The sequence below is a fragment of the Methylobacterium mesophilicum genome (genome assembly GCF_036441335.1).
Taxonomy (GTDB): domain Bacteria; phylum Pseudomonadota; class Alphaproteobacteria; order Rhizobiales; family Beijerinckiaceae; genus Methylobacterium; species Methylobacterium mesophilicum_B.
Genome location: NZ_MLBW01000020.1, coordinates 1 through 12,235, shown reverse-complemented (window position 1 = coordinate 12,235; position 12,235 = coordinate 1). Strand labels below are relative to the sequence as shown.

The following is a 12,235-nucleotide window of genomic DNA, read 5'->3' as shown; positions in this document are numbered from 1 at the left end:
CGCCGCGCCGAGCGCGCGGCCGGCGAGTCCCCCGGCCTCCGCACCCGACACGGTGACGCCGCCCCCGGAGACCGGCGGCGATCCCGAGCCCGACGCGCCGCTGCCGCCGAACGCCGTGACCGGACAGGCCCAGGTGATCGATACCGCGACCCTGAAGGTGGGCGGCAAGGTCGTGCACCTGTTCGGAGTCGAGTGGGTCCGTGGCGGCCAGGCGGAGGAGCTGGCCCGGTACATCGGCAACCGGTCGGTGACCTGCCAGCCGGCCCCCGGCAGCGCGAACATGAACTGCCTCGTCGACGGGCGCGACCTCTCCGAGGTGGTGCTGTTCAACGGCGGCGGCCGCGCCTCCCCGGAGGCGAGCCCCGAGCTGGTCGCGGCCGAGGACCACGCCCGGAGCGAGCGGCTCGGCGTCTGGAAGCGCTAGCCGGATGCCGGCCGAACCGTTCGGCACGACGGCGGATGGCCGGCCGGTCGGCCGCCACACCCTGTCCCGCGGCAGCCTGCGCGTCGCCGTGATCGAGTACGGCGCGGCCGTCACGGCGATCGAGGTGCCCGACCGCGCCGGCCGGCCGGCCAACGTCGTGCTCGGCCTCGACACCCTGGCGGGCTACGAGACCGTGAGCCCGAGCTTCGGCGCGATCGTCGGGCGCTACGCGAATCGCATCGCGGGCGGGCGCTTCAGCCTCGACGGGCACAGCTACCGATTGCCGGTGAACGAGGCCCCCAACACCCTCCACGGCGGCCCGGAGAATTTCGGCAAGCGCCTGTGGCGGGCGGAGCGCTCCGACGCGGCGCGCCTCGTCCTGAGCCGCCGCTCGCCGGACGGGGAGGAGGGGTTTCCCGGCAATCTCGATGTCCGCGTCACCTACAGCCTGCCCGAGGACGGCGTGCTGCGCGTCGACTACGCCGCCGTGACCGACCGGCCCACGGTCCTGAACCTCACGAACCACAGCTACTTCAACCTCGCCGGCGAGGGGGCGGGCAGCGTCCTCGGCCACGTCGTGCAGGTCGAGGCGGACGCCTTCGCGCCGACCGACGCGACCCAGATCCCCACCGGCGCGCTGCTGCCGGTCGCCGGGACGCCGTTCGACTTCCGCGCGCCCCGGGCCCTGGAGGCGCGGATCCGCGCGGGGGACCCGCAGCTCGCCTACGCCAAGGGCTACGACCACACCTTCGCGCTGCGCGGCCCCGCCGGGACGCTGCGGCCGGCCGCCACCTGCGTCGATCCCGGCAGCGGGCGGCGGCTCGACGTCCGGACCACGCAGCCGGCGCTGCAGCTCTACAGCGGCAACAACCTCGACGGGCGGCTGATCGGGCCGTCCGGGCGGATCTACCGCTCGGGCGACGGCGTCTGCTTCGAGACGCAGGGCTTCCCGGACGCGCCGAACCAGCCGGCCTTCCCCTCCGCGGTCCTGCGGCCGGGCGAGACCTTCGCGGCCGCCACGGAGTTCCGGTTCTCCGTCGTGTGACCGCCGCGGCGCGCCACCTCCTCCGACGGGCGGTCACGCCGTCCCTCTCCCTCGCGCGCCCGCTCAGGCCGCCGCGCGTTCGATGGACCGCGGCGCCGGGACCGCGGCGGCCGGCGCCGCGGGATCCGGGCGCCACGGCTCGCCGAGCGCCAGGAGGGCGGCCTTCACGGCGTCGAGGCGCGACGGCTCGCCCTCGGCCATGCCCTCGGCGGCGGCGACGTCCTTCAGGTACTCGTCCCAGGCCCAGCGCCGCAGGATCTCGCGCTTGCAGCTCGGCAGCAGCCGGGGATGGTCGCGCAACGCGGCCGGGGTGTCGAACACCGCGGCCGGATTGACCAGGGCGCGCTCCAGGTCGGGCAGGCGCGCGGGCATCGCGCGGGAGACCCGGTGCGCGCGCCAGACCCGCAGGGTCGGCGCCCGGCGGCCGGCGCGCCNCGACGGTGTTCAGGCAGACGTCGAAGCGCACGCCCTGCGACGCGAGGCTGTCGACGGCCGCGCGGCGGGGGCTGTCCGCGCGCAGGAGATCGATGCCGGGCCCGAAGGCGACGACCTCGACGGCGACTTTGTCCGGCCCGTAGGCCTTCAGCACGTTGTTGGCGACGCTGAGCACGAGGGCGAGGGGAACCCGCGCCCGCGGCCGGGCGCCGAAGCCCGGCCAGTCGGGGATGAGGCAGCGGTACGCCGTCCCGAGGCGGCCGGCGAGGCCGTGCATCTCGGCCCGCGCCGAGATGGTCGAGAGGGCCGGGAGCAGGAGCGCGTCCGGCCCCACCCCGATCCGGTCGCAGGGGGTCGGCACCGTCCGGCCCGCCACCGTGAGGGTCAGCTCAGACGTCTCCATCGCGCGCCCGCCAGCGTCCGGATGTGTCAGGTGCGCAGCAGCTCGTTGATGGCGGTCTTGGACCGCGTGCCGGCATCGACGCGCTTGACGATCACCGCGCAGTAGAGGCCCGGGCCCGACGTGCCGTCCGGCAGCGCCTTGCCCGGCATCGTGCCCGAGACGACGACGGAGTAGGGCGGCACCCGGCCGTACATGACCTCGCCGGTGGTCCGGTCGACGATCTTGGTGGAGGCGCCGATATAGACGCCCATGGACAGGACGCTGCCCTGGCCGACGATGACGCCCTCCGCCACCTCGGCGCGGGCGCCGATGAAGCAGTCGTCCTCGATGATCACCGGGTTGGCCTGGAGCGGCTCCAGCACGCCCGCGATGCCGGCGCCGCCCGAGATGTGGCAGTTCTTCCCGACCTGCGCGCAGGAGCCGATCGTCACCCAGGTGTCGACCATCGTGCCCTCGCCGACATGGGCGCCGAGATTGACGAAGCTCGGCATCAGCACGGCGCCCGGGGCGATGTAGGAGCCGCGGCGGACGAAGCAGCCCGGCACGGCGCGCAGGCCCGCGGCGCGGAACTCGGCCTCGCCCCAGCCGGCGAATTTCGACGCGACCTTGTCCCACCAGGGCGCGCCGCCGGGGCCGCCCTCGATCGTCGCCATGTCGTTGAGGCGGAAGGAGAGCAGCACCGCCTTCTTCAGCCACTGGTTCACCACCCAGTCGTGGTTGCCCGACTTCTCGGCCACGCGCGCCTGGCCCGAATCGAGCAGCTCCAGGGCCGCCTCGACCGCCTCGCGCACCGCCCCCTTGGTGGCGGTCGACACGTTGGCGCGGTCTTCCCAGGCGGCTTCGATGGTCTGGGCGAGATCGGAATGGGCGAGATCGGAATGGGGCTTGCCGGCCTGGGACATGGAACGGGTCAGAACTCTTGCGGCGGGAGCCCGTGCTTACAAGCGGTCACCGGAGCTGTCACCTGAGGAGATGCCGTCGATGACCTCGAGCAGCGCGCGCACCTGATCGAGATCGGTCACCAGCCCGGCGAGGTCGTCCGCCAGGGTGTCGTGGACGGCCTGCGCGGCGGCGGGGAATTCCTCCAGCACGCGGCGCATCAGCATCGGGGTGATCCGCATCACCGCGGCGCTGCCCTCGGCCCGGGCCTCGGTCGGGCGCGTCCCGCGCACGAACAGGGCGAGCTGGCCGATCAGGGCCGAGCGCCCGGCCCGCACCGGCTCGGCCGCCGGAACCCGGGGCTCCAAGCGGATCGTGCCCGCCATCACCACGAAGCCGCCATCGGCCGGGTCGCCGCGGGCGAAGAGCAGGTCGCCGTCCGCGAGGTCGCGCCGCTCGGCCGCGAAGGTCAGCAGGCGCAGGGCGTCCCGGTCGAGGAAGCCGAACAGCGGCGCGGCCGCGAGGATCGCGATATCGTCGTCGAGCCCCAAGAACGCCTCACCACCCTGCGCATACGCGAACCCGCCGGATCGCCTACACGTAAAGCTTCAAATCGTCAGGGCAGCAACTTGTATCCGCCGCCCTCCGTCACGAGGATCGCGGCGGTCGCGGGGTTCGGCTCGATCTTCTGGCGCAGCCGGTAGATATGCGTCTCCAGCGTGTGCGTGGTCACCTGGGCGTTGTAGCCCCAGACCTCGGCCAGCAGGGTGTCGCGGTTCACCACCGCCCGGCCCGCCCGGTAGAGGAAGCGCAGGATCGCGGTCTCCTTCTCGGTGAGCTTCAGCTTCGAGCCGCGCTCGCCGACGAGGAGCTTGGCCCCCGGGCGGAACGTGTAGGGTCCGATCTGGAACACGGCGTCCTCGGAGGCCTCGTGGCTGCGCAGGTGCGCGCGGATCCGGGCCAGCAGGATGCCGAACTTGAACGGCTTGGTGACGTAGTCGTTGGCGCCGGCCTCCAGCCCCTCGACGTGGTCCGCCTCGGAATCCTGGGCGGTCAGCATGATCACCGGGCCGCGGAAGCCGCCGGCGCGCATCCGGCGCACGGCCTCGCGCCCGTCGAGGTCGGGCAGGCCGACATCCATGACGGCGAGGTCGATCCGCTCGGCGGCGACCCGCCGGATCGCGTCCGTGGCGTTGGCCTCGGTGAAGACCGTGAACTCGTCGCAGAGATCGAGCTGCTCGGTCAGGGTATCGCGCAGGATCGCGTCGTCGTCGCAGATCAGCAGGCGGTAGGCGTTCGGCATCGTCCGGGCCCCAGTGCGTGCTGCGGGCGGGGCGAGGGGCCGCCTGCCGGATGCAGCATGCGAAGATGTCAGATCGCGGCAGGATCGCGCGACGACCCTACCCAGGCTTGTGTTTCCGCATCCTTTCGCCACCGTGACAAGCGCGCCGGCGAACGGGCTGCGGGATCGGGGCACGCCGCTCCGGGATCACGGCGCCGGTCCCCGCGGCGGCGGGCTGGCTGGCTCCCGAATCCCGGCTCGGCGGCCCGGGTTCGACCGAGAGATAGGGCACCCTTTGTGGCCGGAAGTTGCCTTGCGCGCAATTTTTCACCGGTTCGGAGTACCGATCCCGGGCATAAGACCCCGGGACCGGACACATTCGGGAGGCAGACATGCGGCGGCCGAGCGGGGGACCCATCCGCATGACCCTGGGGGAGATCCGCGTCCGCGCCCTCGTCGGGGACCGGCGGCGCGGGCAGCTCCTCGTCGGCCCGACGGTGATTCCCTGCGCCCTCGGCGCGGGTGGGATCGTCGGCGACAAGCGCGAGGGCGACGGCGGCTCGCCGCGCGGGCGCTTCCGCCTGCGCGGCGGCGCGTACCGGCCCGATCACCTCGCGATCCGGCCGCGCACGCTCCTGCCGCTGCGCGCGACCCGGCCCGAGGACGGCTGGTGCGACGATCGGCAGGACCGCCGCTACAACCGGCCGATCCGCCTGCCGGCCCCTGGGGTCAGCGCGGAATCGATGTGGCGGGGCGACGGCCTCTACGACGTGGTGATCGACCTCGATTACAACCGCGCCCCGATCCGGAAGGGGCGGGGCTCGGCGATCTTCCTGCACGTCGCCCGGGACGGCTACCGTCCCACCGAGGGCTGCGTCGCCCTGGCCCGGGCCGACCTGCTGCGGCTGCTCGGGCGCCTCGGGCCGCGGACGCACCTGCGGATCGGCTGAGGCCCGGGCGCGCAGACTCAGGCCTTGCGGGTCCGGGCCCCGAAGATCGCGGTCCCGACCCGGACATGGGTGGCGCCGAGCTGGATCGCCGCCGGGAAGTCCGCGCTCATGCCCATCGAGAGGATCGGCAGGTTGTGCTCCTTCGCCAGCCGGGCCAGCAGGGCGAAATGGGCCGAGGGCGGGTCGTCCGCGGGCGGGATGCACATCAGGCCCTGGATCGCCAGCCCGTGGGTCTCCTGGCATTCCGAGAGGAGGGTGGCGAGCTGGTCCGGGAGCACGCCGCCCTTCTGCGGCTCCGCGCCGGTATTGACCTGGATGAGCAGCTTCGGGGTCCGGCCGGACCGCTCGATCTCCTTGGCCAGGGCCGCCGCGAGCGACAGCCGGTCGAGGGAGTGGATCACGTCGAACAGCGCCACCGCCTCCCGGGCCTTGTTGGATTGCAGCGGCCCGACGAGGTGCAGCTCCACGTCCGGGAAGCGGTGGCGGAGGGCCGGCCACTTCGCGGTGGATTCCTGGACGTAGTTCTCGCCGAAGACGCGATGGCCGGCCTTCAGCGCCGGCAGGATACCCTCGGCCGGGACGGTCTTGGAGACCGCCACGAGCTGGACCTCGGCCGGGTCGCGCTCCGAATCCTCGGCCGCGCGGGCGATGGCAGCGCGCACCTCGGCGAGGCCGGCCGCGACGTCGGCCTGACCGACGGGGAGCTTGTCGGTCCTCTGTCCCATCCCGTCGGTCGGCGGGGCATTCGGGCCGGTCGTCGCGTCGTCCATGGCGTGCCTGTCCTGTCGCTGCCGGGCGCCGGTCTGCGCGGTATGAGCCTCGGCGCGCGTCGTCGTCGCGCCGCATCCCCGCCGACCTATGCGTTCGCGCGCCCCGCGCAAGCCCGAATCGCGCGCCGCGTTGACCGGCTGCGGCGCAGATATGCTATCGCGGCGCGACCGTGCCGTGGTCATCCTTCGGAATGACCGACGAGCCCCTGACGCAGCCGGATCCATGACCGCCAGCACCGCCCCCCAGCCCGTCGAGCGCTACAACGCCAAGGATGCCGAGCCGCGCTGGCAGGAGGCCTGGGCCGAGAAGCGGCTGTTCGAGACCGACAATGCCGACGGCCGCCCGAAATACTACGTGCTCGAGATGTTCCCCTACCCGTCGGGGCGCATCCACATGGGCCACGTCCGCAACTACGCGATGGGCGACGTGGTCGCCCGCTACAAGCGCGCCCGCGGCTTCAACGTGCTGCACCCGATGGGCTGGGACGCCTTCGGGCTGCCGGCCGAGAACGCCGCCATGGAGCGCAAGGTCAACCCGCGGGACTGGACCTACGCCAACATCGCCTCGATGCGCGACCAGCTGAAGGCCATGGGCCTGTCGCTCGACTGGAGCCGGGAGATCGCGACCTGCGATCCCGACTACTACAAGCACCAGCAGCGCATGTTCCTCGACTTCCTGGGCAAGGGCCTCGTCACCCGCCGCACCGCCAAGGTGAACTGGGACCCGGTCGACCACACGGTCCTGGCCAACGAGCAGGTGATCGACGGGCGCGGCTGGCGATCCGGCGCCCTGGTGGAGCAGCGCGAGCTGACCCAGTGGTTCTTCAAGATCACCTACTTCGCCGAGGACCTGCTGACCGCGCTGGACGGGCTGGACCGCTGGCCGGAGAAGGTCCGGCTGATGCAGAAGAACTGGATCGGCCGCTCGGAGGGCTTGGAGGTCCAGTTCGGCCTCGCCCGGCCGGTGGCCGGCGCGGCCGATTCGGTGACCGTCTACACGACCCGGCCCGACACGCTGTTCGGCGCCAAGTTCCTGGCGATCGCCGCCGACCATCCCCTGGCGGCCGCGCTGGCCGAGGGACGGCCGGAGCTGCAGACCTTCATCGAGGAGTGCCGCCGCACCGGCACCGCCCAGGCCGCGATCGACACCGCCGAGAAGCACGGCTTCGACACCGGCCTCACCGTCCGCCACCCCCTGGACCCGTCCTGGGAGCTGCCGGTCTACGTGGCGAACTTCGTGCTGATGGAGTACGGCACCGGCGCGGTGTTCGGCTGCCCCGCGCACGACCAGCGCGACCTCGATTTCGCCAACAAGTACGGGCTCGGCAACACGCCCGTGGTCTGCCCGGAGGGGCAGGATCCGGCGACGTTCGTGATCACCGACACCGCCTATGTCGAGGACGGGCGGATGATCAACTCGCGCTTCCTGGACGGGATGAGCACCGGCGAGGCGTTCGAGGCCGTGGCGCGTCGCCTGGAAGGCGAGGGGGTCGCCAGGCGCAAGGTCCAGTTCCGCCTGCGAGACTGGGGCGTCTCCCGGCAGCGCTACTGGGGCTGCCCGATCCCGATCATCCATTGCGACAGCTGCGGCCCGGTCCCGGTGCCGGTCGCCGACCTGCCGGTGAAGCTGCCCGAGGCGGTGTCGTTCGACCAGCCCGGCAATCCGCTGGAGCGGGACGCCGCGTGGCGCAACGTGCCCTGCCCGCATTGCGGTGCCCCGGCCCGGCGCGAGACCGACACGATGGACACCTTCGTCGACTCGTCCTGGTACTACGCGCGCTTCACCGCGCCCTGGCTGGCGGACGCCCCGACGGACCGGGCCGTCGTCGACCGCTGGCTGGCGGTGGACCAGTATATCGGCGGCATCGAGCACGCGATCCTGCACCTGCTCTACGCCCGGTTCTTCATGCGGGCGATGCGCGAGACCGGCTGGGCCGGCGTCGCCGAACCCTTCGCCGGCCTGTTCACGCAGGGCATGGTCGTCCACGAGACCTACAAGGACGCGGCCGGCGCCTGGGTGCCGCCGGCCGAGATCCGCTTCGCCACCGAGGAGGGCGAGCGCCGCGCGTTTCACGTGAAAACTCAGGCGCCGATCGCGATCGGCCCGATCGAGAAGATGTCGAAGTCGAAGAAGAACGTGGTCGACCCCGACGACATCATCGCGAGCTACGGGGCCGACACGGCGCGCTGGTTCATGCTGTCCGACTCGCCGCCCGAGCGCGACGTGATCTGGACCGAGGAGGGCGTGCAGGGCGCGGCCCGCTTCGTCCAGAAGGTCTGGCGGCTGGTCAACGCCGCCGGGCAGGCGGCGGGCGACGGCGCCGCGGATCTCGCCCTGCGCAAGGCCGCCCACCGGGCGCTCGCCTCCGTGCAGGACGATATCGAGCGCCTGCGCTTCAACCGCTGCGTCGCCCACATCTACACCCTGGCCAACGCCCTGGAGGACGGGTTGCGCGGGCCGGTCTCGGCCGGCGCCGCCGAGGAGGCCGCCGGCATCCTTGTGCAGCTCATCGCCCCGATGATGCCGCACCTCGCCGAGGAGTGCTGGTCCGTGCTCGGCCGCGGCGGCCTCGTGGCCCAGGCGCCCTGGCCCGAGACCGAGGCGGGGCTCCTCGTCGAGGACGAGATCACCCTGCCGGTCCAGATCAACGGCAAGAAGCGCGCGGACGTGACCGTGCCCCGCGACGCCGACGCCAAGGCCGTGGAGGCCGCGACCCTGGCGCTGGAGGCCGTCCAGAAGGTGCTGGAGGGCAAGACGCCGCGGAAGGTGATCGTGGTGCCGGGGCGGATCGTGAACCTCGTGGTGTGATCCGACGCCCGGTTGATGGCATCGATCTGACCGTCTTTGCGAGCGGAGCGAAGCAACCCAGCAGCAGGACGCCCACCGAGGTCGCGCAACCCTGTGTCACTTCGCTTCGCTCGTGACGACGGAGCGCGTGACGCCTGCCCGAAGGTCTCACCCCCGGTGAAGGCGCCGCCACTGGGAGCCAGGCTCGGCGATCCGGGTCGCCTCTACGGCGCGGCCAGATCCGGATCCTGTCCGCTGGCCTCCAGGCCGCGCCGCACCAGCCCGTCCCGCTTCGCCCGCGCGACGAAATCCGCGAGATACGCGGCGCCCGCCGGATGCCCGACCGGCATTCCCATCGCCTGCGGGATCTCCATGAAGTGCCCCGGCAGCAGCCGCACCTCCGGGTGGGCCGCCGCGTAGGCGGCGAGGGGCTGGTGCACGCCGGCCGCGACGTCGAGCCCGTCCCGGGCGAAGGCCGTGACCGCCTCGGCCGAGGTCGGGGCCCGCACCAGGGTCGCATGCTGCAGGGCGCGGCTCAGGAACAGGTCGTAGGCGCTCCCGCGCCCCACCGAGACGCGCACGCCGTCGCGGTCCACCGCCTCCGGGGAGCGGATCGGCGAGGCGGCCGGCACGAGGTAGCTGCCGGCGATCAGCACGTAGGGCTCCGTGAAGGCGATCCCCTCCGCCCGCTTCGGGTCGATCGCCAGGAAGCAGATGTCCCAGGTCCCGGAGCCCGCCGAGCCCGAGACCGCGCCGGCCCCCGGGAACGTCACGAACGCCACCGGCACGCCGAGCCGGGCCGCCAGCGCCCGCGCGAGGTCGACCGAGACCCCCGCGGGGCCGTCGGCGCCGCCCTGGGCCAGGACCGGGTTGCCGAGGTTGATCGCCGCCCGGAGCGTGCCGGTGGGGGCGAGGTCGTGCAGGACCGTCGGGTCGGGCGCCATGGGTCTCGTCTCCGCGTGCGCGGCGGTGGGGAGGAGCAGGAGAAGGAGGGCCGCGCCGATCCGCATGAGAGTCGCTCCGCCTCAGGCGCGCCGCGCCGGCCCGCTCGACGCGGAGGCCCCCTCCCGGTCGGCGCGGCGGCGCCGGCGGGCCAGCATGTTGAGGCCCTCGACGCCGGCCGAGAACGCCATCGCGGTGTAGATGTAGCCCTTCGGCACGTGGGCACCGAACCCCTCGGCGATCAGCGTCATGCCGATCATGATCAGGAAGCCGAGGGCTAGCATCACCACGGTGGGGTTCCGGGCGATGAAGGCCGAGAGCGGCTCGGCGGCGACCAGCATCACCACCACGGCGACCACCACCGCCACCATCATCACCGGCACGTGCTCGGTCATGCCGACCGCCGTGATGATCGAGTCGATCGAGAAGACGAGGTCGAGGAGTAGGATCTGGCCGATCGCCGCGCCGAAGCCGATCGTGCCCCCGGTCACCCCCGCGGTCTCGGGCTCCGGATCCACCGTGTGGTGGATCTCCTTGGTCGCCTTCCAGAGCAGGAACAGACCGCCGCCGATCAGGATCAGGTCGCGCCAGGAGAAGGCCTGGCCCAGCACAGAGAAGACCGGCTCGGTCAGGTGCACGATGAACGCCACGGTGCCGAGCAGCCCCAGCCGCAGGATCAGCGCGAGCCCGATCCCGATGCGCCGCGCCCGGGTCTGCTGCTCGGCCGGCAGCTTGTTGGTCAGGATCGAGATGAAGATCAGGTTGTCGACGCCGAGTACCACCTCCATCACCACCAGGGTGGCGAGCGCGGCCCAGACGGCGGGCTGGCCGGCGAGCTGGATCAGGTCGGTCACAGGCGGGGCGCCTCGCTGGTCGGAAACAGGCGGCTGCCGAGGGTGGAGAGGTCGAAGGGGCTCGGACCGCGCACCGGCTCGGGCGCCAGGACCTGCAGGATCTTCGGGAAGATCTTGAAGTGGGCGGGCGTGTGCGTGGTCAGCTCGCCGTCGGTGTTCACCGGCCGGGGCCTGCGGGTCGAGAGCCGGATCTCCTGCGCGTGGAACGCCCGCACGTCGGCCGCCCGCCCCTGCGTGCCCCGCCGCAGGGCGGGCAGCAGCGCGAGGAGCCGCCACCAGTGATTGATCTCGAGGCTGTAGAAATCGAGCTTGCCGTCGTCGACCGAGGCGCTCTCGGCCACGGTCATGCCGCCGCCGTAGTGCCGGCCGTTGCCCACCGAGACCTGGATGGTGGTGACCTTCTCGACCACCCCGTCGTGCTCGATCGTCACCGTGAAGGGCCGGACCCGGCGCAGCACCCGCACCGCCGCCACCGCGTAGCCGAGGACGCCCCAGGTCTTCTTCGATTCGGCGGTCAGCTCGCCGGCCAGCTCCGCCGAGAAGCCGATGCTCGCCACGTTGAAATAGTAGTGGCCGTTGACCCAGCCGAGATCCACCGGCCGCGCCTGCGCGGTGGGGATGAAGCGGGCCGCCGCCAGGGGGTCGAGCGGCAGGTTGAGGGAGCGGGCGAGGTCGTTGGCCGTGCCGAGCGGCAGGATCGCGAAGGGCAGGCCGCTCGCCACAAGGGCCGGCGCGGCGTAGTTCATCGTGCCGTCACCGCCGCCCAGAATCACGAGGTCGACCGCGCCGGCCCGCTCGCGGATCACGTCGCGGCAATCGGCCTCCGGCGGCGGCTCCTCGGGCTCGATGCCGCCCGCCCGCAGGATTCCCCGCACCTCGTCGAGATCCAGGGCGCCGTTGCGCGCCTTGGCGTTGCAGAGCAGCAGGGCCCGGCGCGGGTGCGTGCTCATCGCGCGCTCCCGGGAAGCGGGCGGGCGGGCGACTCGGTCTCAGGTCGGGCCAAGGGATCCTCGGTGCACGGCGGGGGGCTGGAACGCGGTATCGGAACCCGGGAACGGCCAAAGGCCAAGGCTGTCCCCGACTTGGTACCCAAACGCACGAACGCAACCCCATCATCCCCGCAATCCCGGGCTGGTCGACGGCGCGGAGTTCGGCAGGATGTGGGCGCGCCCGAGCCCTTCGTGGAACCCCCGACCCACGCGGGCGCGTTCTCCATGATGCCCGCCCCGGCCGCCAGGAAGGCACCGATGTCCGCCACACGTCCCGCCCGTCCCCAGGCCCTCGCCCTCGGCGTGCTCCTGCCGTTCGCCCTCGCGGGCGGTGCCGCCGCCCAGAGCGCCTGGGTGGACCCGCCGCCCCGGGCCGCCGCGCCGGCAAAGGGCTCGGCGCAGTCTCCGGGGAAGGAATCGACGAAGGAGGCCGCGACGGCGCCCGCGAAGGCCGCCGATCCGCGGGGGCAGGAC

General features: G+C 72.8%; 12 protein-coding genes and 3 pseudogenes. 5 read left to right on the top strand and 10 right to left on the bottom strand.

All coding sequences use genetic code 11. The features are described from left to right. Together MMR14E_RS13735 and MMR14E_RS13730 are read left to right on the top strand one after the other, a co-directional pair. On the top strand, positions 1-424 hold a 424-nt coding region (locus tag MMR14E_RS13735), incomplete at its 5' end, for a thermonuclease family protein (RefSeq protein WP_419539342.1). Between the two features lie 4 nt (positions 425-428). Next, on the top strand, positions 429-1,469 hold the full coding sequence (locus tag MMR14E_RS13730) for an aldose epimerase family protein (RefSeq protein WP_331315050.1): 1,041 nt from the start codon (positions 429-431) through the stop codon (positions 1,467-1,469). 63 nt (positions 1,470-1,532) lie between these two features. On the opposite strand, the gene MMR14E_RS13725 is transcribed toward MMR14E_RS13730, so the two are convergent. The 6 genes and pseudogenes from MMR14E_RS13725 to MMR14E_RS13705 all read right to left on the bottom strand — a co-directional run bounded on the left by MMR14E_RS13725 (position 1,533) and on the right by MMR14E_RS13705 (position 4,489). After that, positions 1,533-1,841, bottom strand: coding sequence for a hypothetical protein (locus MMR14E_RS13725; protein WP_331315048.1), 309 nt, complete (start codon positions 1,839-1,841; stop codon positions 1,533-1,535). Between the two features lie 64 nt (positions 1,842-1,905). Continuing rightward, positions 1,906-2,085 (bottom strand): annotated as a pseudogene (locus tag MMR14E_RS29260) (hypothetical protein); the annotation flags it as partial. Continuing rightward, positions 2,083-2,307: pseudogene (locus tag MMR14E_RS13720) on the bottom strand (alpha/beta hydrolase); the annotation flags it as partial. The pseudogenes MMR14E_RS29260 and MMR14E_RS13720, both read right to left, overlap by 3 nt. A gap of 26 nt (positions 2,308-2,333) precedes the next feature. Continuing rightward, complete coding sequence (dapD, locus tag MMR14E_RS13715; RefSeq protein WP_331315046.1) at positions 2,334-3,209, bottom strand: 2,3,4,5-tetrahydropyridine-2,6-dicarboxylate N-succinyltransferase; 876 nt, start codon at positions 3,207-3,209, stop codon at positions 2,334-2,336. Between the two features lie 36 nt (positions 3,210-3,245). Beyond that, positions 3,246-3,737, bottom strand: a complete 492-nt coding sequence (locus tag MMR14E_RS13710; protein WP_331315045.1) for a Crp/Fnr family transcriptional regulator — start codon at positions 3,735-3,737, stop codon at positions 3,246-3,248. A gap of 65 nt (positions 3,738-3,802) precedes the next feature. Next, entirely contained in the window at positions 3,803-4,489 is a 687-nt protein-coding gene (locus tag MMR14E_RS13705; protein ID WP_043346856.1) for a response regulator transcription factor, read from the bottom strand. A gap of 371 nt (positions 4,490-4,860) precedes the next feature. Here MMR14E_RS13705 and MMR14E_RS13700 point away from each other — a divergent pair, with 371 nt between their 5' ends. Next, a complete protein-coding gene (locus MMR14E_RS13700; RefSeq protein WP_331315039.1) occupies positions 4,861-5,418 on the top strand; it encodes a L,D-transpeptidase family protein in 558 nt (185 codons plus the stop codon). A gap of 17 nt (positions 5,419-5,435) precedes the next feature. Here MMR14E_RS13700 and MMR14E_RS13695 read toward each other — a convergent pair whose 3' ends face one another. Beyond that, positions 5,436-6,143 carry a YggS family pyridoxal phosphate-dependent enzyme gene (locus MMR14E_RS13695; RefSeq protein ID WP_331315052.1) on the bottom strand — a complete coding sequence of 236 codons (708 nt, stop codon included), beginning with the start codon at positions 6,141-6,143 and terminating at the stop codon, positions 5,436-5,438. Positions 6,144-6,411: 268 nt separating this feature from the next. Here MMR14E_RS13695 and leuS point away from each other — a divergent pair, with 268 nt between their 5' ends. Next, entirely contained in the window at positions 6,412-8,997 is a 2,586-nt protein-coding gene (leuS, locus tag MMR14E_RS13690; RefSeq protein WP_331315037.1) for a leucine--tRNA ligase, read from the top strand. 203 nt (positions 8,998-9,200) lie between these two features. On the opposite strand, the gene MMR14E_RS13685 is transcribed toward leuS, so the two are convergent. The 3 genes from MMR14E_RS13685 to MMR14E_RS13675 all read right to left on the bottom strand — a co-directional run bounded on the left by MMR14E_RS13685 (position 9,201) and on the right by MMR14E_RS13675 (position 11,722). Continuing rightward, on the bottom strand, positions 9,201-9,920 hold the full coding sequence (locus tag MMR14E_RS13685; RefSeq protein ID WP_331315036.1) for an ABC transporter substrate-binding protein: 720 nt from the start codon (positions 9,918-9,920) through the stop codon (positions 9,201-9,203). A gap of 81 nt (positions 9,921-10,001) precedes the next feature. Continuing rightward, positions 10,002-10,772 (bottom strand): TerC family protein, encoded by a 771-nt coding sequence (locus MMR14E_RS13680; protein ID WP_331315034.1) that lies wholly within the window; start codon positions 10,770-10,772, stop codon positions 10,002-10,004. Continuing rightward, positions 10,769-11,722 (bottom strand): lipid kinase, encoded by a 954-nt coding sequence (locus MMR14E_RS13675; protein ID WP_331315032.1) that lies wholly within the window; start codon positions 11,720-11,722, stop codon positions 10,769-10,771. The genes MMR14E_RS13680 and MMR14E_RS13675 overlap by 4 nt, the downstream gene beginning before the upstream one ends. A gap of 297 nt (positions 11,723-12,019) precedes the next feature. Here MMR14E_RS13675 and MMR14E_RS13670 point away from each other — a divergent pair. Further along, positions 12,020-12,235 (top strand): annotated as a pseudogene (locus MMR14E_RS13670) (hypothetical protein); the annotation flags it as partial.

What these genes read in the sequence shown, in the direction of transcription:
- MMR14E_RS13730 (WP_331315050.1), top strand. Translation starts at nt 429, where the DNA reads ATGCCGGCCGAACCGTTCGGCACGACGGCGGATGGCCGGCCGGTCGGC.
- MMR14E_RS13725 (WP_331315048.1), bottom strand. Translation starts at nt 1,841, where the DNA reads ATGCCCGCGCGCCTGCCCGACCTGGAGCGCGCCCTGGTCAATCCGGCC.
- dapD (WP_331315046.1), bottom strand. Translation starts at nt 3,209, where the DNA reads ATGTCCCAGGCCGGCAAGCCCCATTCCGATCTCGCCCATTCCGATCTC.
- MMR14E_RS13705 (WP_043346856.1), bottom strand. Translation starts at nt 4,489, where the DNA reads ATGCCGAACGCCTACCGCCTGCTGATCTGCGACGACGACGCGATCCTG.
- MMR14E_RS13700 (WP_331315039.1), top strand. Translation starts at nt 4,861, where the DNA reads ATGCGGCGGCCGAGCGGGGGACCCATCCGCATGACCCTGGGGGAGATC.
- MMR14E_RS13695 (WP_331315052.1), bottom strand. Translation starts at nt 6,143, where the DNA reads ATGGGACAGAGGACCGACAAGCTCCCCGTCGGTCAGGCCGACGTCGCG.
- leuS (WP_331315037.1), top strand. Translation starts at nt 6,412, where the DNA reads ATGACCGCCAGCACCGCCCCCCAGCCCGTCGAGCGCTACAACGCCAAG.
- MMR14E_RS13685 (WP_331315036.1), bottom strand. Translation starts at nt 9,920, where the DNA reads ATGGCGCCCGACCCGACGGTCCTGCACGACCTCGCCCCCACCGGCACG.
- MMR14E_RS13675 (WP_331315032.1), bottom strand. Translation starts at nt 11,722, where the DNA reads ATGAGCACGCACCCGCGCCGGGCCCTGCTGCTCTGCAACGCCAAGGCG.